This is a genomic window from Leptolyngbya sp. FACHB-60 (assembly GCF_014695775.1).
Taxonomy (GTDB): Bacteria; Cyanobacteriota; Cyanobacteriia; order Phormidesmidales; family Phormidesmidaceae; genus Nodosilinea.
Genome location: NZ_JACJOX010000076.1, coordinates 17,681 through 38,728, shown reverse-complemented (window position 1 = coordinate 38,728; position 21,048 = coordinate 17,681). Strand labels below are relative to the sequence as shown.

Sequence of the window (21,048 nt, the reverse complement as noted above, 5' to 3'; positions counted from 1 at the left end):
TTACCATTTTGGGCGATCGCCTGTCAGGAATAGCCTGCCTAGCCGCTGTAGCTGGGGGTATCAGCTTCTAAATCGAGCCGATGTTGTGCTAATTGAGGAGAGACCGAGGATGAAATTAAATCTGGCCGTGGCGCTGTTGGGCAGCCTACCGCTGTGTTTGCTGAGCAGTGCGGCGGCCTTAGCCAACACAATTGAACTCAGCGTGGCACCCCTCCTAGACGGCCCAGCGTCGAACTGCCCCGAGAGCCTCACTGCCCACGAAACTATCCAGCCCTACTCCGAAGGCGGGTTTGCCACCAATGGCATGATCAGATTGCGGGATATTGCCACCAACATTAGCGTCTCCCAGTCCGATCGCTTCAGCACCACCTGGGTGGGCACACTCAAGCCCGAATATCGCAATTGCCAAGCTGCTGGAGGCATGCTCAGACTGGATGGAGAAACCTACGAGGGCCACTCCTATATTCGTGTTCAGCTGGTCAACGGTCAGGTAAAGGCCGTGCTCGATATGACCGGACTACGCGACCCCAACGGGTTTACCACTGTGATCACCTTCAAGGGTCTGCGGGATGACAATCCTCGCTGGACCTGGGGCGGTAGCGACTAGGCAGCTTCCCTCGGTAACGGCTATGGATATTGACCTGGGCGCAAGGTCTAGCACTTTGACAGCAGCCGACCTGGAGCCGAACCTAAAAGCATTGGAGCTATTCCGGCTCCAGACCATCGCGATCGTCTTCGTGGGTCGCTTTCAACATGGCGCGAATACGGTCAATATGAAGTTGAGAATCTTGCACCCGTTGCAAGACTGAAGAAGAAGAATTGCCCTGCTTCTGGCCCATGGTGGCAATCAAGTTCTGGCGCTCTTCAAACATTCGCAGAGCCACCCACAGCGTTTCTTCAATCTTGGCCGTTTGCTGGGCTAGCAGCACTGCCGAGGTAAATGCGTGGCCTGTATGACAGCGGTACCTGAGAAGATCGCCTTCCGACATTTGCCACAGCACCCCACCACAGTCAGGACAGTTGAACGGCACTTGCCTGCCCAGCGCCTCGACTGAGGGCAAATCGCTTAAAACGCGTTGGGCAATTTCTGCCTCGATCACAATATCTTTTGGGGGTTGCTTGCGAGCGGGTAGTTTTCTCTGCACCAGCTCCGACAGCAGCATTCCCATTTCGGCGATGGGCAAGCAGTAGTCAGCTCCCACATTAGCAATGACCGACTGGGGCATATCTGGGTAGGACGCATCCAGCGGATCTTGGACAATACAGAGGCCGCCGCATCGTTTGATGGCCATCATGCCGCTGGTGCCATCATCCAGGTATCCGGTCAGAATGATGCCGATGACGCGATTGCCGTAAGCCACCGCTGCGGAGCGGAACAAGGGGTCGATTGCCGGTCGGTAGCGGTTTTCGCGAGCCCCTTTGGTGACCAAAATTTTTCCTTCTACAAGCAAAATATGTTGATCGGCGGGTGCTAGATAGATGTGACCACTTTGGAAGGGTTGTTCGTTGTGGGCCTGTTCGCAGGTTAGACCCCCACTCTCATTTAAGGCTCTGACCAGCACGTCTCCAGTGGTCTCTGCACCCATGTGGTTGACCACAAAAATGGAGGCCGGAAAACCTTTTGGAAACTGGGCGACCAGCTGCTTCAAGGCCTGCATACCTCCCGCAGATGCGCCAACAACAATGATCACCGGATGTTTCTGATTCATCGTTACCTCTGTTGTGTATAGGTTTAGCGCATTCCTCTCTGCTGTCAATTCAAATAGGTCTAGCCTAAGGGGAAAATCTACCGGAGGTTGCACCAGCGCATTGAATTCAGCTCCTAGAGTAGAGGGGCTGTTGATTCTTTCGCCTTGATACCTGTGGATATTTACATTCTCGACCTGCTGGTGATTGGCTTATTGCTGCTGACAGTCACCTTGGGGTCGGGCTGGATTGGCCGATTGCCCCTGTCCTATGCGCTGATTTACCTGATTGTGGGGATTGCGCTAAGCCCCTACGGCTTTAACCTGGTGCAGGCGCGCCCCGACACCGCCTTTTTAGAGCGGCTGACCGAGTTTGTGGTATTGATTTCTCTGTTTAGCTGCGGCCTCAAAATGAATCGGCCGCTAAGGCGCTGGGCGTGGAATTCGACGATTCGGTTGATTGGCTTTTTGATGCCAATTTCGATCTTTGCGATCGCCGCCATTGGCCACTTTTTTCTCAAGTTGGAATGGGGCGTCGGCATGTTGCTCGGGGCAATTTTGGCCCCCACCGACCCGGTCTTGGCCTCTGAGGTGCAGCTCACCAACCCCCAAGACCAGGACGAGCTGCGCTTTGGACTCACGTCTGAGGGCGGCCTCAACGATGCGCTGGCCTTTCCCTTTGTCTATTTTGGGCTGCACTGGTTAGAAGACAATAACTGGCAGAGTTGGTTTGGGCGCTGGGTGGCCGTCGATCTGGTCTGGGCGATCGCTGCCGGACTGCTGGTTGGTATTGGGGTGGCTAAGGGGGTCTGCTGGCTGGAGCAGCATCTCGCTAAAAAAAGTGCTGTCGATGAGCTTATGGAAGATTTTATTGGCCTCAGCACCATCTTGATCAGCTATTCGGTGGCTGAACTAGCTCGCGGCTATGGCTTTTTGGCCGTTTTTGTCGCTGGAGTGGTGATGTACAACCAGTGCCTGAGCGATGAGCGATCGCTCTCTCGCCTCAGTTTTATGGAGCGGCTCGAAAAGCTGACTGAAATTGGCACAATTTTGCTGCTGGGGTCGCTGCTGCGCATTGAGCCCATGCTGAAGTTTGCGGTTCCGGGCCTGCTCATAGCGGGCTCATTGCTCTTTGTGATTCGCCCCCTAGGAGCCTGGGTGAGCACCATTGGCTCTCCAGTTCACCCGGCCACGCGCTGGCTGTTTGGCTGGTTTGGCATTCGCGGCGTGGGCTCGCTGTACTATCTCGCCTATTCTCTGGGTCATGGGTTGCAGGACGAAACTGGCGAGCTGATAGCTTGGGTGACAATCATTACGATCACCATTTCAGTAACGCTGCACGGCGTCACCTCGACTCCATTGATGCAGTGGTACGAGCACTACATTGGCGGCCGCAACGATATCGAGAAAGAGCTGTCCCCCTAGATCACAGTTCCCGATATTGCCCCACACACCAAAGCTTCTGTCTGGGAAAATCCTGTCATTTTTATCGCTGAGCCATTTTTATCGCTGAGCGGCGCTTGGGGCAGTGACTAAGGCAGTTTTTGCAGATCTTGCTGAAGCTGCTCCGCCCGTTGCTCCACAACTTCAGCCGCTTCGTTGGCTTTCTCAATGTTTTCTGTGGGGAGAGGGGTCTCGCTAGTCTCAGCGGGCTTGTTTTGCTGAAACATCAGCATCCCCACCACCCCAAGCCCCACCAATAACCCGACCAAATGAGAGTCCACGCATGGTTTTTACCTATCCCTAATGGGCCGTAGCCCTACGCCAGAGTCACTGTCCCACGTTCTGCCAGGGGCAGTGACTTTGGGTTTAAGCGCAGTGGCCATGACTATACTGTCGGCAGTTCAATACTCTTAAGGTACCCACGGGGCGACACGATGGAGGCACAGCTTACTATCGCTGGCCCTGAGTGGCGGCTTGATATCCCTGGCATAGCGGTGCTGGGCTGCGATCGCGCCGCCATGCCTGTAGAATTTTGCCATGACGACCTTTGTAGCCCTCGATTTTGAAACCGCCGATCGCTACCGCGACAGCGCCTGCGCCATTGGCCTGGTGCGAGTCGAGCAGGGGCAGGTGGTAGATAAGGTTCACTACCTCATTCGGCCCCCTCGGCGGCTGTTTGAGTTCACCCACATCCACGGCATCACCTGGCGGCAGGTGGCGAATGAACCCGATTTTGCCGAGCTATGGCCTGCGATCGCAGCGATGCTGACCGGAGCTGACTTTCTCGTGGCCCACAATGCCTCCTTCGATCGCAGCGTTCTCTATGCCTGCTGCAAGACCTACGGCATTTTGCCACCGGTGCCCAACTTCATTTGTACTGTGAAGCTGGCCCGTCAGGCTTGGAATATTCACCCGACCAAGCTGCCCAATGTGTGCGACTACCTGGGCATTTCCCTCAACCATCACGATGCCCTGTCGGATGCGGAGGCCTGCGCAAAAATTGCAATGCTGATTCCGACACAGCTGGCAGCCTCCGCGTTTGGGGCTAGCGCTGGCTAACCCTTCACCCCCAACCAATCGGCTGAGGGTGACTGCTCTATGGGAGCGATCGCAAAAAGGACAGACTGCTGTACTCAAGCATCCGTCCCTTTTACGACCGGCCACAGTCAAAACCGCTTATTGCCCCCCAGGGAATTTCTCCACATAGGCCTGCATCTGTAGCGCAATTTTCCCTGGCTGTACGTCTAGGCTTTGCAGCTGGAGCGTCATGCCGCTGAGGGTAAAATTATGCAGGTTGAGCAGGTCTTTGGCCGCCACCAGCAAACTCTGGGTCAGGGGTTCTGAGGTGTTTTCTGGCTCGATTTGAACGTCGTTCAGCACCACCTCATGCCCCTGGGGCCCCATAGCTGGGGTGGTGCGAAAGGCCACCTGCTGCCGTTCGCCGGTTTCTTCTAGCAGTACGCTAGCGGCGATCGCCACCTGACCATTCCCCGGCAGAGAAAAGTCAATTTGCTCAGCACTGACCTGCACTGGACGGCCGTCTAGGGTGACGTCCAGAGACTTCAGTTTTTGCTGAATATAGTCAGAATTGCAGGCCCGCTCAATATCGACCTCGGTCAGCTCAACCGCGGCGCTGGCGTTGGTGGGGCGAGTTAGCTCAATATTGCCGAAAGCTGCCTTGAGGGGGTCAATGGCGATGCCATCGGTTTTGACCGAAAGCTGCTCAGTACGCAGGTCATTTTTGATCACCAGACCCCGCCCTTGAATTTCAGCCGATTCTAGCTCCCCCTGCATCAGCGCGATCGGGTTGGTACGAATATCGGCATCTAGGTCGTCTGCGGCATCGAGCTGGGTAGATAGCCCTACCTCAAATGCTTTGCTTAGGGCCTGCTCTCCCAAATCTGAATTGCCTTTAGCCATCGTAAGTGTCCTTTCATAGGGTTGAAGGCATAGTCTAGACGGCATCCCAAGGGTTTACGCTCTGTCGAGATACGGGTCTTAGGGCCAGCAATAGTCTGCCTAGGGAGGATAAATAATTGGCCTAAATCACCCCTTTAGAACTGGGAATCAGATGCGCTCGGCGGAAGTCCGCCCCGGTAGCCATGCGCATGGCCCGCGCAAAGGCCTTGGATGCATTCTTGGTGGGCATGTCAGCCTCCTCAACTTTTCTGAGACTGTATGGGGCAGTGATTAGCTCTGCTACCTCCTCAGCCTGCTAAACCACTTAGTGGCTGCGAGCTAGGTAGACGGCTAATGGCCTCTAAAAAAATTGGTTTCTAAGTGCACCTTTGACAAATGCTTTAAAAACTCCCCATCGTAGGGCCTCGTTTTTTTGATTAAGAAGAAAATTGAGAAAGCAAAGCTAGGCAATGCACGGGCTAGAGGACGAGCTAAATGCTTGGGAAACGGGTAAAACTGCGACCCATAGAAACCTGCCAGATGAGTCAAATCTCCCGCTACTTCTCGGTAAAAGAGGAGCGTATCGTGTTTAGAAAAGGGCCTCACATGGGCCGAAAGCATCTTGCTACAGGTGGGGTGTACCCCAAACAGACCCAAGAGTCTATTGTGAAGGGACAAAACGTTAGGCACCCCCAGATAGAAGTAGCCTCCCACCTTTAAGACCCTAAAAATTTCGTGATTGATCCAGTAGATTTCTTTGGTGTGCTCTAGCACCTGATTAGCAATGACCAAATCTACTGATTCCGAGGCTATGGGCAGCGGTTCAGTTTCAACATTGACTGAAATTGGTTTAATGTCGATGGCGGCTAGCGCGGCGGCATGCCAATCGCCATAGTCAACCCCAACGCACTGAGCTTGAGGATGCTGAGCTAAAACCACTTGCAAATCTTGGCCTCCCCCGCAGCCAATGTCGAGGCAGGTGTCAATCGCCAGAGTTGGCACCACCTGCGCCAAGACATGGCGGCCATAGGTTTCGCCGTGGTCAACGGTGGTAAGGCGACTGGTGGTGCCCGGTGTGACTTGTCTAAACATGACTACACTCGTTTACATTGGCAGACAGAGGTTCAGCGTCTAAATCACACCCTTAGAGCTGGGAATGAGGTGCGCTCGGCGGGGGTCTACCTCGGTGGCCATGCGCATGGCGCGGGCAAAGGCCTTGAATGTGGCCTCAATAATGTGGTGCGAGTTAATGCCGTCGAGCTGGCGAATGTGCAAGGTCATTTGGCTGTGGTTGACCACCGCCACAAAAAACTCGCGCACCAGCTGCGTGTCGTAGGTACCTACCCGCTGGGTGGGAATCTCTAGCCCATAGCTGAGGTGAGGCCGACCTGAGAAATCTAACGCCACCTGCACTAGCGATTCGTCGAGCGGCGCGACAAAGTGGCCGAAGCGGGTAATGCCTTTGCGATCGCCCAAAGCCTGGTGCAGCGCCATTCCTAGGGTAATGCCCACATCTTCGTTGGTGTGGTGGTCGTCAATTTCGATGTCGCCTGTGGCCCGTACGTCCAGATCAATCAACCCGTGGGATGAAATCTGGTGCAGCATGTGGTCAAGAAACGGGATGCCCGTCTTCGCCTCACACTGCCCAGTGCCGTCCAAATTGAGGCTCACCTGCACGTCAGTTTCCCCAGTGGTGCGGCTCACGCTGGCGCTGCGGCTGGGGTAAACCAAACCAGGAGCAGGAACAGAAATCGGACGGTCTTGGGTTTGCATGGCGGGTTGCTGACGGGTAATGTCTCATTTTACCGAAGTCTGTATCCACCAACCGACCATAGCCGTTAAGGGCAAGAGACAGGGTTTTCCTCAGCACTACTAGTACTTGACCAAGCTAATTGTGACAAGCTCTAACCGCTTGGGGTCCGGGGTTTAAGGTATTCGGTTTAAAGTAGTTCGGTAATCTAAGACCTTGGACCTTGAACCCCAACTCACCGGTCACTTTTGGCTTGGCAGACTACTAGTGTTCTAGGGCCGCCAAAATTTGCTCCCGGGTAATGTCGCCCGTCACCTTAGCCGCGCCCAACCCATCAGGCATGACAAAGCGAACCTGGCCATCCTCCACTTTTTTGTCGCCCTGCAGCAGCGAAAGAATATCCTCAGCGGCCAGCTGGGCCGGAATTTGGGTGGGTAGCCCCGCTTTCTCAATTAGTTTCAGCTGGCGCGTTTCCTCATCGGCTGTCCAGTAGTTGAGGGCAGTGGCAATCTTGCCGACCGCCACCATACCGATCGCCACCGCTTCCCCGTGGTTGACCCCGCGATAGTTCATTAAACTTTCGACCGCGTGGCCAATGGTGTGTCCGTAATTGAGAATTGCCCGCAGCCCCGCTTCTTTTTCGTCTTGGGAAACCACGTCAGCCTTGGCCTGGCACGATCGCGTCAGAATGGTGTGCAGTAGCTCATCCCCTAGATAGCGATACTGATCGAGGCGGGGCGCGGCTTCCAGGGTTTCAAACAGGTCTTGATCCCAAATCACGCCGTACTTGATCACCTCTGCCATCCCCGCCCGGAATTCCCGCACGGGTAGAGTTTTCAGCACCGTAGGGTCGATCAACACTAGGCGCGGCTGATGAAACGCCCCAATCAGGTTCTTGCCCCGGGGATGGTTGACGCCAGTTTTCCCGCCAATGGAAGCATCTACCATGGCCAGCAGCGAGGTGGGCACCTGCACCACGTTTACCCCCCGCAGCCAGGTGGCGGCGGCAAAGCCGGTCATATCGCCAACCACACCGCCCCCCAGGGCCACCATCGCCGACTTGCGCTCTAAATGAAAGTCCAGGGCCGCATCGTAGATTTTTTGCAGTGAGCTGAGGGTTTTGTAGCGTTCCCCAGCGGGCAGTAGACAGGTTTCGACGGCGTAGCCCGCTTGGGTGAGAGAGGCTAGGGCGCGATCGCCGTACCGCTTAAAAATCGCCGGATTTGACACCAGCAGCAGCTTTTGCCCCGGCTTCACCAGCGGCGACTCACCACCCCCTAGCCAGGTGCCTAAATGATCTATGCCTCCGGTGGCCACCACCACATCGTAGGGTTGATTCGGCAGTGGGACAGGAATGACGGATTTCATTGGGATAGTTTGGGGGGAGGGAGTGCTTTAAAACTTTAACGTGTGGGGACGGGGAAGATGAGGGAGGTGAGGGAATGGGGGAGCTAGGGAGGATTTGCGTTCTAGGTGTGGCAAGGAATTTAGCTGGCTATCCCCATCGCAAATTCTGATGCACAAAAGCCTCAGCTCAGAAGGAATCCTGGTACAAGCATTAGCGCAACCATGCCCGAAGCTACATGCTATTGGCCCTCACAGACCAGATGTAATCAAACAAAACCCTCACCTCCCCTACTCCCTCACACTCCCCCGCTGTGGTTCAATATAGAGTCGTAACCGTTGTGGAGAGAGAAATTATGGGTGGTGTAGTCGCCTACGTGCTGTTTTTGTCGGTCATGGTGGGTACGGCTGTTGGGCTGTACTTTGGTCTCCGGCTTGTGAAGCTGATTTAGCGGTCAACCTTAGGTACGCCATGGCCTGAATGCAGCCCAATAGCAGCCATCCTAAGATATTGATGCGGCCATCGTAAAAGGCCAGATCAAAGATGGCAAAGGCTGCGGTGCCGCCAAAGCCAGTGAGGTAGCCTGCCAAAAGGGCCATGGCATTTGGGGGTAACGGAACTGAAACCAGGGCAAAGGTGCCGCGCCCCAAGATCCACCCTACTATGCCCGTAAACCCCAGAGCAACCGGGATACCGGCTTCGGCAGCTAGCATCAGCCACAGGTTGTGAGCGTGGGGCAAGAAGTCACCCGCCACCGGAAAGTCGGCTGGGTCGTAGAGCTGCTTAAAGGTACCCAGGCCCGTGCCAAACCAGGGGTGCTGCGGAATCATTTCGAGGGCTAAGCGCCAAATAGTAAAGCGTAGAGAAACGGTGGCAAAGGCCTCGGGCAGGGTGCGGCCCCCTACGCCCCAGACCAAAGCGCTGATGGTGAGCAGCGCGATCGCCCCTAGCCCCGCCCAAAAAATATAGCGGTAGGGCCGCAGCAGGCCGCCAAACAGCAGCAGTTGAATGCCCGCGATCAGCAGCCCATTGCGCGAACCTGAGCAGTAAATGCCCACCAGTGCCAGGGCTGTGGCAGCGCAAATCCAAATGCTTTTAGCCCTTAGGTTAGGGCGGTTGAGGTAGTAGGCGCAGAGCCCTAGCCCCAGCCCAAACACAATCACCATGTAGTTGGCCAGGGCGTTGGGATGCCCAAACATTGCACTGGCACGCTGGCCGTAGTTGGTTTGCTCGTAGAGCCAGGCTAGCCCAGGATGGTTGCCCCAGCGCGCTAGGCCGCCGGGCGATCGCAGGTAAAACTCCGCGATCGCCGTCAGGTTGACGGGTACAGTTGCCACCAGTAGCGCCACGGCCCAGTTGTGCAGTGTCGCCCAGGGCTGGCGAAACTGCGGCACAGCAATGGCGATCGCCCCGTAGAGCACAAAAAATGGTACAAAATTAAGCGCTTGCAGAGCCGACTCCCCCGGTGCCAGAGAAAGCGCTACGCTGACCCCGAGCCCCAGGGCCAGCCATAGCCAGCCCTGGGCGTAGAGCAATCGCCCAATCGCCTGCCAGCCGTGGTACAGGTTCACCAACAAAAACCAGACCAACCCCGCGATCGCCCCATAGACGATGTAGGGCAACGCCACCAAGCTGGCCAAAACCAGCCGTTCTTGGGCTACGCTACCGGCCCCAAATCCTTTTACCCTAGTAGGCTCCATCGCCAATTACAACCACCCACACTGTTCTTAGCAGAATATAAATGTCTAGCCAGACTGACCAGTTTCTCACGTAGTAGGCATCCAGGTTGACCCGCTCCTCATAAGACACATTGTTGCGCCCCGACACCTGCCATAGCCCCGTCAGGCCCGGTAGCACCTTCGTGTAAAGGCTGTACTTGTCGGCATAACGAGCAATTTCCTCCGTCACGATCGGGCGCGGGCCAACTAAGCTCATCTCGCCCCACAGCACATTCCACAGCTGGGGCAGCTCATCGAGACTGGTGCGGCGCAGAAAACGGCCCACACGGGTAATGCGCGGGTCGTAGCGCAGCTTGTGATCCCGCTCCCACTGCTCTCGCAGGTCAGGGTTCTCGTCCAGGTAGCGATCTAACACCTGCGCAGCATTGGGCACCATCGAGCGAAACTTCCAGGCGGTAAAGGGCACGCTATTTTGCCCCAGGCGAGGTTGCCCATAAAATATCGGCCCCCGCGAGTCGAGCTTGACCAAGACCGCAATCACCGCCAGTACCGGCAGCAAACACAATCCAATGACTAGGGTCAAGACCAAGTCCAGCAGAGTTTTAATCAGGCGCGGCCCTGGTAGCAGCAGCTGTTGACGAATTTCTAGGCCCAGAATGCCGCCCAGGTCTTTTGAGCTGACCCACAGGCTAGCCACCCCAAATAGGTCAGGAATCATCAACAAATGGGGAAAGGTGCGACCATACAGCTCCAGCACCCGCAGCAGCTTTTCTCGCTGCACCCCAGGCATAGCAACAATGGCATAGTGAATGTCGTGACGAAGGGCCAGGTGCGGTGCGGCCGACAATGGCCCAACAATGGGCACGCCGCACAGTCCCCCCTCATGCACCCGGCTGTCATCCAGCACGGCCACGGGTTTTAGACCAAACTCAGGCTGATTTTTTAGGGTTTGAATCACCAGCTCGCCAGTCCGCCCACCCCCCAAAATCAGGACCTGGTAACCCCACCAGGGGTAGCGAGAAAAACACTGTCTCACCATTAGCCGCCCGGTCAGCACCGTCACCAACGACAGCAACCAGGCCAGCAAAAATACCCCACGCGAATAGGTTTCGCCTTCGCGGGTTAAAAAGAGCCCTGCCCCCAGCACCAAATAGGTAAAGGTGGTGGATAGACAGATGCGCCGCAGTTCGTCGACGGGGCTCAGGCCCACCGCTGGGTAAAGCCCAGCCACAGCATAGGCCAGCAAAAACACACCTAAGATCGGCCACAGCTGGCCGTAGAGACCGGGTAGATACTCACCCCCAAAGGCTAACCGTAAATAGACCCCCGCACTACCGGCCAGGGCTAAGGCTAGCAAATCAGACGTACTGAGGAGGGCAACCATCGGCAAGGTGCGGGTTGACATCCTCAAGGACAACATTACTGGATGAACCGCGCGCTCAAGAGGAAACATAAATTTCCCCAACACTCCTGAAACACCGACACTACTCTAATTCATTGCCCTGCTGAAATTTCAGCCATTTATCTGCCAAATAAGTGGTTAATTCCTGGCGAAATCTTGCTTCAGAAAAGGTTTCAGCATGGTGGCGAATGGCTTCGGCCTCAAACTCGACACCGTGCTGGGCAAAATGCTGCACCGCCTGCACCAGATGATCGACACTTTGTTGGCTAAACAGTATCCCAGTTTTCCCCGGTTGCACGGTTTCGGCACAGCCCCCCTGACCGTAGGCAATCACCGGTGCCCCTGCCGCTTGAGCTTCGACTACCGTGATGCCAAAGTCTTCTTCCGCCGGGAAAATAAACCCTCGGCAACGTTCCATATGATCTGACACCACCGCGTCCGCAGGGTTCCGCAAAAAGCTGATATTGGGTTTGGCCGATCGCTGTAGCTCGGCCAGAGCTGGCCCATCGCCAATCACCACTAGGGGCAGCCCGAGGCGGTTAAAAGCCTCCACAGTCAGATCGACCCGCTTGTAGGGCACACAGCGCGATACCGTGAGATAGAAGTCGTCGCGGGGCTGCTGCCAGCGAAAGCGATCGACTGCCACTGGGGGATAGATCACCGTGGCGGGACGGCGGTAGGTTTTCCAAATGCGGCGGGCTACGTAGCGAGAGTTGGCCACAAAACAGTCGACCCGGTGGGCGGCCGCCAGATCCCACAGGCGCAGGTAGTGCAAAATCAGTCGGGTCAGGGCGCTTTTGGCTCCTCGGGTAAGCCCCGCCTGCTGGAGGTACTGGTGCTGCAAATCCCAGGCGTAGCGAATGGGAGTGTGCACGTAGCTGATGTGGAGCTGATGTGGTCGGGTGAGCACCCCCTTGGCCACAGCGTGGTTGCTGGAGAGCACCAGATCGTAATCTGAGAGGTCGAACTGCTCCACCGCCAGGGGCATCAACGGCAAATATTGACGAAAGTGCTGCCGCGCCCCAGGCAATTTTTGCAGAAATGAGGTCTGCACCCGCGTCCCTAGCGGGATCAGCGAGACGGCCTCGGGTTCTAAGAACTGCACTAGGCTAAAGACATCTGCCCCAGGACACAGCGCCAGCATTTGCTCGACGACTTTTTCTGACCCCGCCCGACTGACGAGCCACTCGTGCACGATCGCCACAGCGGCGGGTAAAGCTTCAGAAGTCATTCAACGTGGGGGTAAGGGCAACAGTCGGGAGATTAATTGGGGGCGATCGCCGCGATCTATCGCGCTGATCGATCAGCACCAGCGCCGCAGTGCCCCAAGGGAATGAACGCTGGAGACAGACGGCACCTACGGCTGTAAAATTCGTCAGGACTCGATCACATTCCGGAAGAATTTTCGAGTTTTAGCTCTCCAGCGGCGACCTTGTCGTTGACGACCCGCCGCACCAGCTCCAATTCCTCAAAGGTGACTTTACCATCGGCCCGCATCGTAGCAGTAATGGCATCGCGCTCGGCCTGGGTGAGCACCCCGTCGGCGATCGCCTGCTCGATGATCTGCCTCAAAGTATCTAGCTCCTGTTGTTCTTCAGCACTGAGTTCTTCTGAGGCCATGGGAGGGCTCCTTAGGTGGCAGCTTAACGCTCCAATCTTATCAGCGCATCTCGCCCTGAAATGAGTGGCCTAATCAAACACGCCTAATCACAGGTCGCACTCCCCTCGATCCCCGTATAGTCCAAGCTCACCTGCGACCCACTGCGGGGGTTGCCCCCCGAGAGATCGGTGAGCGCCACCGGGTAGTTGCCGCCGGCAGGTGGGCTGGCGCTGCCCTGATACAGGGGCTGTCCGTCGTTGCTGCTGCCCTGGCGGCTGAGAGTGGCGTCGAAGGTGTTTTTAGTTTCTAAATTGACGAAGCGCACCAGGTGAAAACCATTGGCGTCGTAGAAGGCGGTGACGGCCATGCCTTCCATCACGCCCTCACAGGTGTTGCTGTCGTCGGCCCGCTGCGATAGAGAAGTGGCCCGCCCTTCGGTATTGATAAAGTCGCCGCGAATCCAGCCTTCGGCCCCAGACTGATCAAATTTGACAAAGTACCAGGTGCCGTCGCTGGCCTTGGTCGATCGCAGCAGCATCACCGGGTCACCCACTAGGCCGTAGCCTTTGGAGTCGGAGGATGAGGTGGGCTGCGATCGCAAATTAATCTGAGACCCAGGCTGACTGGCAATGAGCTGCGCCGCCTGGGGTGGGTTGACCGCTTGCCCCGTGCCCCCGACCCCAGGTTCTGGCGGGCTTGGAGTTGGAGTTGTTCCTGTGCCTGGGCTTGTCCCTGGGGCTGGCTGAGTGGGGGCTACCACCACTGGCTGTTCCTCGGTCTGTTCCGCTGGGATAGAGGGCACCCCTACGGTGGTGTTGTCGTTGCGCTGTCCGCAGGTGACCGCCGTCAGCGCGACGACAACACTACAGAGCGCCACTGCCATCCATACCTTGGACTTCGTCATAGCTATGCCCTTCAGGAGACCCAGAGATCTAGCATAGCGTTTGGCCCATAGGGCTTTGAGTTGTGAGGGTGAGATTTTGGATTGTCACATTAGAGACTTTTGCCGAACCCCACCACGGCCCCTTCCGCCGCTACGTAGGCCGTCTCTCCCGCCGCCAGTGCAATGTCATAGCCACCGGTAAACTCCCCAAAGGAGGGCAGGGTGAGCCGGTTTTGCCGGGGCTGCCAGTGAAAGCAGGGCAGACGCAGGCGATCGCACCCCATGCTCAGGCGAAAACAGGGGTGAATGTGGCCGCAGATATTCAGCCGGGTGGGGTCGACATCGGGCTCATGGCTAAAAAGGACGTCGCCGACCTCTACCGCCTCCACAAAGCATTCAACGGAGAGCTGGGTCAGCGTGTCTTGCAGGCGGCGATCGTGATTCCCCAAAATTAGGTGAGCGCTCACCTGAGTCCGGTGCAAGAACCTCAGCCAGGCGTCGATTACCTCATCCGCCAGGCCCTCGCGCCCATGGAACAAGTCGCCCAAAATCCACAGCGCCTCCGGCTGATATTGGGTGCACAATTCCTCCAGCCGTCGGAGCGTGCCCTGGTTGACCTGGCTAGACACCGGCAACCCATGGTGCTGAAAGATCTCGGCCTTACCCAGATGGACATCCGACACCAGCAGCAGCTTTAGCGACTCCACAAAAACCGCTCGCTGGGGCAGCAGCCGCAGCTGAATCAAGCCTACAGTCAGCATTTCTGTAGCGACAAGGGGCAGCGACATCAACAACCCAATCCCAACACAATGGATGTCACTGTAAAGGATTTAGCCCCCCTTGTCGCGATCGTCTGGGCCGCAAGCCTTCAACTCTGCCAGCCTCTATCTAGCTAGCAGGGTCATGATCTTCGCCACCATAGCCAGGCTCTCTTCATACAGCACATCCTCGCCCCAGCGCTGGAGCTGCTGACCCAGCATAAAGTCGGCCTTCTGGTCAGAGAGAGCCGTGACCTGCTCTACCTGACAGGCCTGGGCACCGCCCCCGGCTTCCATGCGCATGCAGCCAGTGGTCTCAGAACACAGAATGGTGCAGCAGTTGGCGTTTTTGTCAGTAGAGGCCAGCCGTAGCCCGGTCAAGTCGCCCACCACTTCCCCCGAGTCCGCTACCGGAATGCTCGCCAGCTCGGCCTCAATGTCTAGACCGTTAGTGCCTTTGAAATAGATCTTTTTGATGTTGTAGATGCCGCCTTCCTCGATGTAATCGATTGGCTGCCAGCCCAGGCGGCTGGCAAACCAGCCCAAGTACAGCAGCGCCTGAGCCGCGTTGCCCTGCTCATAGTCAATGCTGATACGGTCTACATCCACCAGCGACTCGCGCCGCTCCGGGGGGTCAAAGGCGGCGGCGGTCAGCTCCTGCCAGGGGGCCAAGCGGTGCCAGTTGAGGTCAGCGATGTAGGTACCCGCTTCGATCAGCTCCTGCATCTTTTGCAGCTCGGCCTCGGCATCGCTGAAGTAGCTTGAGTCAACAATGATGCAGTTGCTCGACTTGGCCAGGTTTTGAAAGATCAGCTGTTCGGGGCTGGGGGTAGCCTTCCACCACACAAACTTGGGCAGTTCCGGCAAAATCAACGAGGCAATCAGGTCGCTGACTCGCCCCAGGGCGGCTTTGGTACCCCGCAGGTTGATGTACTCGCAGCACACTAGGTTGCCTGAGCCTTTCTTCTGCACCGGGCAGTAGACCGAAACCTGGGCAGTTACTCCTGTATCTTCCCCAAAGGTGGGGCAAAGGCTGATGATGCGGCAGGGGTTGTGGGCCGAAATCGACTCGCTCAGGCTAAACCCCCGCTGGTCGAGGTTGGGGTACTGTTTTTGAACATCAGAAAGCTGGGCGTACTCCTGACGCAATCGCGCCAGGGTGGGGGGATCAACCCGGCCCGTCACCCGCAGATCGTAGGCCATCTGGGCCTGGCGAATGGCCTCGCGGGTCTGGCTGCCATGGCTGCTGTCAATGAAGCCGGTGTAGTAGCCCAGGGCCGCCAAAATTTGCTGTACCTCCTCGGGCTCGTAGATCACCATGGTGAAGGTGGTGGCCCGAGTCGCCATGGGAGCGGTCATGCCTGAGTCTTGCTGGTACCAAATATTGTGTAGCTCTGACTCGATCTCATCCAGGGAAATATCCTTGGGCTTTTGGAGGGCAACGATGGGAGTCGTAGTCATAGGAATGTTGGGGGTAAAAGGGAATTTGGAAGTTTTGAGTTCTAAGTTTTGAGTTTTGAGTTTAGGAATTGGGGCTGCAAATTAAAACTAAGCATTTCTCCATCGGAGACGCTTCGCGAACAAAACTCAAAACTTTTTTAGAGGCGTCGCCAGCGGCGGCCGTCTTTGTTCAGCAAAAACTCTGCCTCCATCGGTCCCCAGGTGCCTGCTTCGTAAAGGGGAATAGCCTTGGGGTCAGCGGGGGCATCCCAGGCTTCGAGTAGAGGGGTTAGCAGCCGCCACGAGGCTTCAACCTCGTCACCGCGGGTAAACAGGGTCTGGTCGGCCAGCATGCAGTCGACGATCAGGCGGGCGTAGGCGTCAGTATTGGCCTGGCCAAAGGCGGCATCGTAGCGAAAGTCCATATCCACCGATCGCGTCCTCAGTGAGTTGCCAGGAGTTTTCACCTCAAACCGCATGGAAATGCCCTCGTCGGGCTGAATCCGCAGAGCCAGCACGTTGTGGTTCATCTGCTGGGCCGCCGACTGAAACATCAGGTGGGGCACATCTTTGAAGTGGATAGAAATCTCGCTCACCTTCTTGGGCATGCGCTTGCCGGTGCGCATGTAGAAGGGCACCCCTTTCCAGCGCCAGTTGTCGATCTCCAGCTTAATGGCGCTAAAAGTTTGCACCGTCGAGTTGGAGCTAGCCCCCTCCTCCTCACGGTAGCCCGGTACCGATTGCCCCTTCATCCAGCCACCGGAGTACTGCCCACGCACCGCCGACTGGCTAAGGTCGTCGATATCAGCTAGGCGGGTGGCTTGCAGCACCTTGGTCTTCTCGTTGCGAATGGCGTCGGCATCGAGGGAGTTGGGGGCTTCCATAGCGGTGAGGCTAAAGAGCTGCATCAGGTGGTTTTGCACCATGTCGCGCAGCGCTCCGGCAGTCTCGTAGTAGCCCGCCCGACCCTCTAGGCCCACAGTTTCGGCCACAGTAATTTGCACGTGATCGACAAACTGCCGGTTCCACAGGGGCTCAAAGATGGCGTTGGCAAAGCGAAACACCATCAGGTTTTGAACAGTTTCTTTGCCGAGGTAGTGGTCGATGCGGTAGATCTGGCGTTCGTCGCAGACATCTTGCACCACGCGGTTGAGCACCCGCGCTGAAGACAGATCTTTGCCAAAGGGTTTTTCAATGATCAGCCGCTGTTTGTCGGGGTTTTCGAGCATGCCTGCGGCCCCTAGCTGCTGGGTGGCCTCACCAAAAAAGCGTGGTGCTACCGACAAATAAAACACCCGGTTGCCCTTGGTGCCCCTGGTCACATCAATCTCGGCCAGTAGGGTTTTAAGTGCCTGATAGGAGGCCGGATTGTCAATGTCGCCGGGGCAGTAAAACAGCCCTCGTGCGAAGTCATTCCAAATGGCTTCATGGCCCAGGCCATTGCCAAATTCTTCTACCCCTTCGCGCAGGTGCTCGCGAAAGAACTCGTGGCTCCACTCGCGGCGGGCGACGCCGACGATCGTCAGCTCGGGGGGTAGCCGCCGCTCGCGCCGCATTTGGTAAATGGCGGGCACAATTTTGCGCTGGGTGAGGTCGCCGGAGGCCCCGAAGATTACCAAAATTTGCGGCTCAGGAATCCGGTCTTGTTGAAGACCAGCGCGCAGGGGATTTTCAAGCAAGGACACCATAAGCGTGGGGAGTAAACGTTAGTAACGACGCACTGACAAGGTTGATATTGGCTGATTTGGCGATCGCGGCAGCCACCTACAAATAACAGAAATCGAAATCTATATTGACAGCAGATTTTACAAAACTAGGCAGACTATAGACGGTCTTAATTAACCCCTTAGCAAAGGTATTAAATAAAGCTAATCTGTGGTTTAGGCCGTAGCACAGGCTACCGGTTTAGCTTTACCCAATCAGTTTAAGTGGGGTTTAAAGGAAAGGGGCGATCGCCTCAGATAAGCTAACAACCCGCCCCTTCCCTAGGGCTAGTTGGCCAGTAGGGTGCTCTGGCGGCGGCTGTGGTCTTGAATAAACGACTCCACCAAAGCCACATCGTCGCGGCTGCCCACCACGAAGGGCGTGCGCTGGTGAATTTGGCCCGGCACCACCCCCATGATGTCTTCTGTGCCGGTGCTGGCCCGACCACCGGCCTGCTCAATCAAAAAGGCCAGGGGAGCCGTCTCGTAGAGTAGCCGCAGCTTGCCCTCAGGCTTTTTGGTGGTGCCGGGATAGAGAAACACCCCGCCCTGGGTCAAAATGCGGTGGAAGTCGGCCACCAGCGCCCCGGTATAGCGAGCCGAGTAGCCGTCGTGGCGATGCACGTAGCGGGTAAAGTCGCGAATGGCGTCTTCCCACTGCCAAAAGTTGCCTTCGTTGACGCTGTAGGTGGGGCCATGGGCCGGCACCTGAATGTTTTCGGTGGCCAGAATAAACTCGCCTAGGCTGGGGTCGAGCACAAAGGCATGCACCCCACGCCCAATGGAGTACACCAGCACCGTGCTGGGGCCGTAGAGAATGTAGCCCGCTGCCAGCTGCTGGTGGCCGTCTTGCAGCAGATCGGCTCCGGTTTGGTCGAGGTCGTCGCCCTGCTGACGGCGAATGGAAAAAATAGAGCCGACGTTAAGGTTGATATCGACGTTGGATGACCCGTCGATCGGGTCGTAAAGCAGGGTATAGCGCCCAATCGGGCAGTTTTCGGGAATGTAGTAGGGCTTGTCCATCTCTTCGGAAGCCAGGCGGCAGACTAGGCCGCTCTGCTTGAAGACCGAGATAAACACGTCGTTAGCGTAGATATCCATCTTTTTGACGGCCTCGCCCTGAACGTTGGTATCGCCGGTAAAGCCCAGGGCCGACTCCATCAACCCAGCGCGGCTCAGGTGTCGGGCGATAATCTTCCCGGCTAGGGCAATGCGGTTCATCAGAGCGCTGAGGTCTTGGGCCTCGGGGCCAAAGCTATGGAGCTGCTCCAGCACGTGGCGAGAGAGGGTAGTGCAGTCGCGATCGAGGGCAAAGGCGGAGTCGGCGGGTTGGTAGTCGGCCATCGTAGGATTCCTTTCTGTGGGATAGGGCTGTGGTGTCTAGCGAGGGCGACAATCCCCTAGTGTTATGTCTACAGGCTGTCTCCATGGTAAGAAGGCAGACTGCGATCGATGGCCAACCTTTAGAGACACTTTAGAAATGAGACAACGCTGAGCACCAGAATTGGCCCCAGATTCAGGACTATTTCAAGATTAGTAACGGTGCGATCGCGCCAATCTGGGTTGGCCGGGGGGGAAATGTTTCTCGCCTACCTGGGCAGAGTACTTAGGGATTTTCTCTCTCAGCGGGCAATTCAGACTGGCTCAACCAGCCTAGCACCAGTGGATTGACCAGCTCGGGAGCTTCGTCTTGGGGGCAATGGCCCACGCCCGAGAGTTCTTCCATTGCCCGAACTGCCGGATAGTTCGCCAGGCTGCGACCCATGGCCACCGGCTCCCAGGGGTCGTCTTGGCCCCAGATAATCCACACAGGGCACTGGACCTGGGGCAGCAGATCTTCGGGCAACGGACCTTGGGAATAGCGCACAAAGGCCAGAAACACATCGGCAGCCCCCTCAGTGAGAGCGGGGCCCAGAATGGCCTCAACCAGCTCGTCGGTGATAGCTTCGGAGCGATGGTAGGCCTGACCCAGCAAATTGCGAATGACTTTGCGCTGGGCAATGCGGGAGAAAAAGAAGCGACCGACCTGGGAATAGCCCAGCAGCTGCTGCACCACGGGAGTGCTAAGGCGCTGGTGCCAGGGAATTTCGGCCCGCCGCCGCTCGTGCAGCAGGCGGATAGAGCAGTTGAGCATTACCACGCCCTTGACCCACTCAGACCCATCTACAGCGGCCTGGAGCGCCACGATGCAGCCGATGGAATTCGCTACCAGGTAAGCGGGTTGACCAATCACCTCGCGGCAAAAGTCTAGAATTTGCTGGCCCCAGGTCTCGAAGGTGTAGGCCAGCGGTTGATTGGGAGTAGGTTTGTCAGAGAAGCCAAAACCAATTAGATCGATCGCATAGGCCTGAAAACTCTCGCCATAGGCGGGCAGATTCTTCCGCCAGTGATCGCTCGATGCCCCAAATCCGTGGATGCACAACACTGGGACCCCCGCTTCACCAATGCGCTGGTAGCGAATGGAAAACCCCTGCCATTGCCAGGTTTTAACGTCGGGAATAGCCAGGGCAGTGGTCACAGCGGTATCTCTCGGTATCGGCCTGCTTAATACTCCTTTACAATAGCGAAAAGGGTAGGGTTCAGCTAGAACTAGGAGCGGGCCGACTCGTGGATAACCGCGATCGCCCACAGACAACCCAACAGCACGAGCGATCGCGCCAACACCTGTTCTAAAAAGAACACGATTGCCGCAGCTACTAGGGATAGGTCGAGCACTAGGGCGATGACGTAAGCAATGGTGCAGCCCGCTAGCCCAAACAAGAAGTATTTGATCAGGCTGAAGGTGAGGCTGAGCACGTGATGAGGGCGACGGGGGCGTTGCATGGTAAGGTCCTCTAGGCTAAAGGCATGGCGATCGCTAGCACAGTTACTAACTAATGGTTGTGATCATTAAGTGTGTTTTGGGGCCGGGATGTGACGGGAGAAAGAAGTGGATGGGCCAAAGCGGAATCGCATCATTGGCGTAGACACCGCTGCCCCAAGCGCAGTAGGTCATTCAGGCTTGCTGGGCCGATGTTTAAACTGGGTATGGGTTTGCTCAACCCTAGTGGCAGTTAGCCAGGTGGATAACTTTCTATGCCTCCATTGACCGACGATATTTTGTGGGCCATTCTCAACGACGAGCTAGATGACGACACCGTGACCCGTCTGGTGTGGTATGGCTTGGGCTACCGAGAAATTTCCGCTGGTTGGGATAGCTCGGCGGTGGAGCCAGTTTGGGCAGAAAAATACCCAGAGCCGCCAAACTTTATCGAGAGTCGCCCGGCGACGGTGCAACTGACCCGGTCGATTCCTCCGGAGGACAAGCAGCTGCTAAAGGAAGAATTGGGGTTTAAGGGCTACACGGTCGATCAGCTAATTCCTCGGTTGACGCGGCGGGCAACGATGGTGAGCTGGCTGCTGAGCCACCGCAAGCAGCAAACGGGTGGTGGCTGAGAGCGAAGTCGTTCGTTTTTTGGACG

22 protein-coding genes and 1 pseudogene are annotated in these 21,048 nt (G+C 56.7%); 5 read left to right on the top strand and 18 right to left on the bottom strand.

Going from position 1 to position 21,048, the window contains the following annotated elements:
* The first annotated feature begins 109 nt into the window (after positions 1–109).
* Positions 110–607: a hypothetical protein gene (locus tag H6F57_RS26125; protein WP_190631889.1), complete on the top strand. Its 498-nt coding sequence runs from the start codon at positions 110–112 to the stop codon at positions 605–607.
* A 97-nt stretch (positions 608–704) separates the two neighbouring features.
* Here H6F57_RS26125 and H6F57_RS26120 read toward each other — a convergent pair whose 3' ends face one another.
* Positions 705–1,709: a chemotaxis protein CheB gene (locus tag H6F57_RS26120; protein WP_190631887.1), complete on the bottom strand. Its 1,005-nt coding sequence runs from the start codon at positions 1,707–1,709 to the stop codon at positions 705–707.
* A gap of 153 nt (positions 1,710–1,862) precedes the next feature.
* On the opposite strand from H6F57_RS26120, the gene H6F57_RS26115 reads away from it, so the two are divergent.
* Positions 1,863–3,110: a cation:proton antiporter gene (locus tag H6F57_RS26115; RefSeq protein ID WP_190631886.1), complete on the top strand. Its 1,248-nt coding sequence runs from the start codon at positions 1,863–1,865 to the stop codon at positions 3,108–3,110.
* Between the two features lie 107 nt (positions 3,111–3,217).
* On the opposite strand, the gene H6F57_RS26110 is transcribed toward H6F57_RS26115, so the two are convergent.
* Positions 3,218–3,409, bottom strand: coding sequence for a hypothetical protein (locus tag H6F57_RS26110; protein ID WP_190631884.1), 192 nt, complete (start codon positions 3,407–3,409; stop codon positions 3,218–3,220).
* A 153-nt stretch (positions 3,410–3,562) separates the two neighbouring features.
* Between H6F57_RS26110 and H6F57_RS28165 the strand changes: the two genes are divergently transcribed.
* Together H6F57_RS28165 and H6F57_RS26105 are read left to right on the top strand one after the other, a co-directional pair.
* Positions 3,563–3,694, top strand: coding sequence for a hypothetical protein (locus H6F57_RS28165; RefSeq protein WP_277873706.1), 132 nt, complete (start codon positions 3,563–3,565; stop codon positions 3,692–3,694).
* Positions 3,666–4,187: a 3'-5' exonuclease gene (locus H6F57_RS26105; protein WP_190631882.1), complete on the top strand. Its 522-nt coding sequence runs from the start codon at positions 3,666–3,668 to the stop codon at positions 4,185–4,187. The genes H6F57_RS28165 and H6F57_RS26105 overlap by 29 nt, the downstream gene beginning before the upstream one ends.
* Before the next feature lie 117 nt (positions 4,188–4,304).
* On the opposite strand, the gene H6F57_RS26100 is transcribed toward H6F57_RS26105, so the two are convergent.
* From H6F57_RS26100 to H6F57_RS26025, 16 genes and pseudogenes are all read right to left on the bottom strand, one after another.
* Positions 4,305–5,048 (bottom strand): DUF2993 domain-containing protein, encoded by a 744-nt coding sequence (locus tag H6F57_RS26100; protein ID WP_190631880.1) that lies wholly within the window; start codon positions 5,046–5,048, stop codon positions 4,305–4,307.
* A 121-nt stretch (positions 5,049–5,169) separates the two neighbouring features.
* Positions 5,170–5,256: pseudogene (locus H6F57_RS26095) on the bottom strand (imidazoleglycerol-phosphate dehydratase); the annotation flags it as partial.
* 122 nt (positions 5,257–5,378) lie between these two features.
* A complete protein-coding gene (locus tag H6F57_RS26090; RefSeq protein WP_190631878.1) occupies positions 5,379–6,119 on the bottom strand; it encodes a class I SAM-dependent methyltransferase in 741 nt (246 codons plus the stop codon).
* Between the two features lie 39 nt (positions 6,120–6,158).
* The gene (hisB, locus tag H6F57_RS26085) at positions 6,159–6,800 is read right to left on the bottom strand and encodes an imidazoleglycerol-phosphate dehydratase HisB (protein WP_190631876.1); all 642 of its coding nucleotides are present in this window, start codon (positions 6,798–6,800) and stop codon (positions 6,159–6,161) included.
* 241 nt (positions 6,801–7,041) lie between these two features.
* A complete protein-coding gene (aroB, locus tag H6F57_RS26080) occupies positions 7,042–8,145 on the bottom strand; it encodes a 3-dehydroquinate synthase (protein WP_190631874.1) in 1,104 nt (367 codons plus the stop codon).
* Positions 8,146–8,514: 369 nt separating this feature from the next.
* Positions 8,515–9,822 carry an O-antigen ligase family protein gene (locus tag H6F57_RS27800; protein ID WP_242025063.1) on the bottom strand — a complete coding sequence of 436 codons (1,308 nt, stop codon included), beginning with the start codon at positions 9,820–9,822 and terminating at the stop codon, positions 8,515–8,517.
* Positions 9,809–11,254 (bottom strand): undecaprenyl-phosphate galactose phosphotransferase WbaP, encoded by a 1,446-nt coding sequence (wbaP, locus tag H6F57_RS26070; protein WP_190631872.1) that lies wholly within the window; start codon positions 11,252–11,254, stop codon positions 9,809–9,811. Before wbaP ends, H6F57_RS27800 begins: the two co-directional genes overlap by 14 nt.
* 31 nt (positions 11,255–11,285) lie before the next feature.
* A complete protein-coding gene (locus tag H6F57_RS26065; protein WP_190631870.1) occupies positions 11,286–12,434 on the bottom strand; it encodes a glycosyltransferase family 4 protein in 1,149 nt (382 codons plus the stop codon).
* A gap of 155 nt (positions 12,435–12,589) precedes the next feature.
* Positions 12,590–12,823, bottom strand: coding sequence for a hypothetical protein (locus tag H6F57_RS26060; RefSeq protein WP_190631868.1), 234 nt, complete (start codon positions 12,821–12,823; stop codon positions 12,590–12,592).
* Positions 12,824–12,906: 83 nt separating this feature from the next.
* Positions 12,907–13,707, bottom strand: coding sequence for an SH3 domain-containing protein (locus H6F57_RS26055; RefSeq protein WP_199290023.1), 801 nt, complete (start codon positions 13,705–13,707; stop codon positions 12,907–12,909).
* Positions 13,708–13,796: 89 nt separating this feature from the next.
* Positions 13,797–14,474 carry a ligase-associated DNA damage response endonuclease PdeM gene (gene pdeM / locus H6F57_RS26050; protein ID WP_199290022.1) on the bottom strand — a complete coding sequence of 226 codons (678 nt, stop codon included), beginning with the start codon at positions 14,472–14,474 and terminating at the stop codon, positions 13,797–13,799.
* A 96-nt stretch (positions 14,475–14,570) separates the two neighbouring features.
* Positions 14,571–15,905: a glucose-6-phosphate dehydrogenase assembly protein OpcA gene (gene opcA, locus H6F57_RS26045; RefSeq protein ID WP_190631866.1), complete on the bottom strand. Its 1,335-nt coding sequence runs from the start codon at positions 15,903–15,905 to the stop codon at positions 14,571–14,573.
* A 137-nt stretch (positions 15,906–16,042) separates the two neighbouring features.
* On the bottom strand, positions 16,043–17,572 hold the full coding sequence (gene zwf, locus H6F57_RS26040) for a glucose-6-phosphate dehydrogenase (protein ID WP_190631864.1): 1,530 nt from the start codon (positions 17,570–17,572) through the stop codon (positions 16,043–16,045).
* Positions 17,573–17,875: 303 nt separating this feature from the next.
* Positions 17,876–18,931, bottom strand: coding sequence for a class 1 fructose-bisphosphatase (gene fbp / locus H6F57_RS26035; protein WP_190631863.1), 1,056 nt, complete (start codon positions 18,929–18,931; stop codon positions 17,876–17,878).
* Between the two features lie 262 nt (positions 18,932–19,193).
* A complete protein-coding gene (locus H6F57_RS26030) occupies positions 19,194–20,105 on the bottom strand; it encodes an alpha/beta fold hydrolase (RefSeq protein ID WP_190631861.1) in 912 nt (303 codons plus the stop codon).
* 71 nt (positions 20,106–20,176) lie between these two features.
* Positions 20,177–20,410, bottom strand: a complete 234-nt coding sequence (locus tag H6F57_RS26025; RefSeq protein ID WP_190631859.1) for a hypothetical protein — start codon at positions 20,408–20,410, stop codon at positions 20,177–20,179.
* Positions 20,411–20,662: 252 nt separating this feature from the next.
* Here H6F57_RS26025 and H6F57_RS26020 point away from each other — a divergent pair, with 252 nt between their 5' ends.
* Positions 20,663–21,022, top strand: coding sequence for a DUF1823 family protein (locus H6F57_RS26020; protein WP_190631856.1), 360 nt, complete (start codon positions 20,663–20,665; stop codon positions 21,020–21,022).
* The last annotated feature ends 26 nt before the right edge of the window (positions 21,023–21,048 follow it).

What these genes read in the sequence shown, in the direction of transcription:
- fbp (WP_190631863.1), bottom strand. Translation starts at nt 18,931, where the DNA reads ATGGCCGACTACCAACCCGCCGACTCCGCCTTTGCCCTCGATCGCGAC.
- H6F57_RS26125 (WP_190631889.1), top strand. Translation starts at nt 110, where the DNA reads ATGAAATTAAATCTGGCCGTGGCGCTGTTGGGCAGCCTACCGCTGTGT.
- zwf (WP_190631864.1), bottom strand. Translation starts at nt 17,572, where the DNA reads ATGGTGTCCTTGCTTGAAAATCCCCTGCGCGCTGGTCTTCAACAAGAC.
- H6F57_RS26100 (WP_190631880.1), bottom strand. Translation starts at nt 5,048, where the DNA reads ATGGCTAAAGGCAATTCAGATTTGGGAGAGCAGGCCCTAAGCAAAGCA.
- H6F57_RS26105 (WP_190631882.1), top strand. Translation starts at nt 3,666, where the DNA reads ATGACGACCTTTGTAGCCCTCGATTTTGAAACCGCCGATCGCTACCGC.
- pdeM (WP_199290022.1), bottom strand. Translation starts at nt 14,474, where the DNA reads ATGTCGCTGCCCCTTGTCGCTACAGAAATGCTGACTGTAGGCTTGATT.
- wbaP (WP_190631872.1), bottom strand. Translation starts at nt 11,254, where the DNA reads ATGTTTCCTCTTGAGCGCGCGGTTCATCCAGTAATGTTGTCCTTGAGG.
- H6F57_RS26020 (WP_190631856.1), top strand. Translation starts at nt 20,663, where the DNA reads ATGCCTCCATTGACCGACGATATTTTGTGGGCCATTCTCAACGACGAG.
- H6F57_RS27800 (WP_242025063.1), bottom strand. Translation starts at nt 9,822, where the DNA reads ATGGAGCCTACTAGGGTAAAAGGATTTGGGGCCGGTAGCGTAGCCCAA.
- H6F57_RS26090 (WP_190631878.1), bottom strand. Translation starts at nt 6,119, where the DNA reads ATGTTTAGACAAGTCACACCGGGCACCACCAGTCGCCTTACCACCGTT.
- H6F57_RS26060 (WP_190631868.1), bottom strand. Translation starts at nt 12,823, where the DNA reads ATGGCCTCAGAAGAACTCAGTGCTGAAGAACAACAGGAGCTAGATACT.
- hisB (WP_190631876.1), bottom strand. Translation starts at nt 6,800, where the DNA reads ATGCAAACCCAAGACCGTCCGATTTCTGTTCCTGCTCCTGGTTTGGTT.
- H6F57_RS26065 (WP_190631870.1), bottom strand. Translation starts at nt 12,434, where the DNA reads ATGACTTCTGAAGCTTTACCCGCCGCTGTGGCGATCGTGCACGAGTGG.
- H6F57_RS26055 (WP_199290023.1), bottom strand. Translation starts at nt 13,707, where the DNA reads ATGACGAAGTCCAAGGTATGGATGGCAGTGGCGCTCTGTAGTGTTGTC.
- aroB (WP_190631874.1), bottom strand. Translation starts at nt 8,145, where the DNA reads ATGAAATCCGTCATTCCTGTCCCACTGCCGAATCAACCCTACGATGTG.
- opcA (WP_190631866.1), bottom strand. Translation starts at nt 15,905, where the DNA reads ATGACTACGACTCCCATCGTTGCCCTCCAAAAGCCCAAGGATATTTCC.
- H6F57_RS28165 (WP_277873706.1), top strand. Translation starts at nt 3,563, where the DNA reads ATGGAGGCACAGCTTACTATCGCTGGCCCTGAGTGGCGGCTTGATATC.
- H6F57_RS26025 (WP_190631859.1), bottom strand. Translation starts at nt 20,410, where the DNA reads ATGCAACGCCCCCGTCGCCCTCATCACGTGCTCAGCCTCACCTTCAGC.
- H6F57_RS26120 (WP_190631887.1), bottom strand. Translation starts at nt 1,709, where the DNA reads ATGAATCAGAAACATCCGGTGATCATTGTTGTTGGCGCATCTGCGGGA.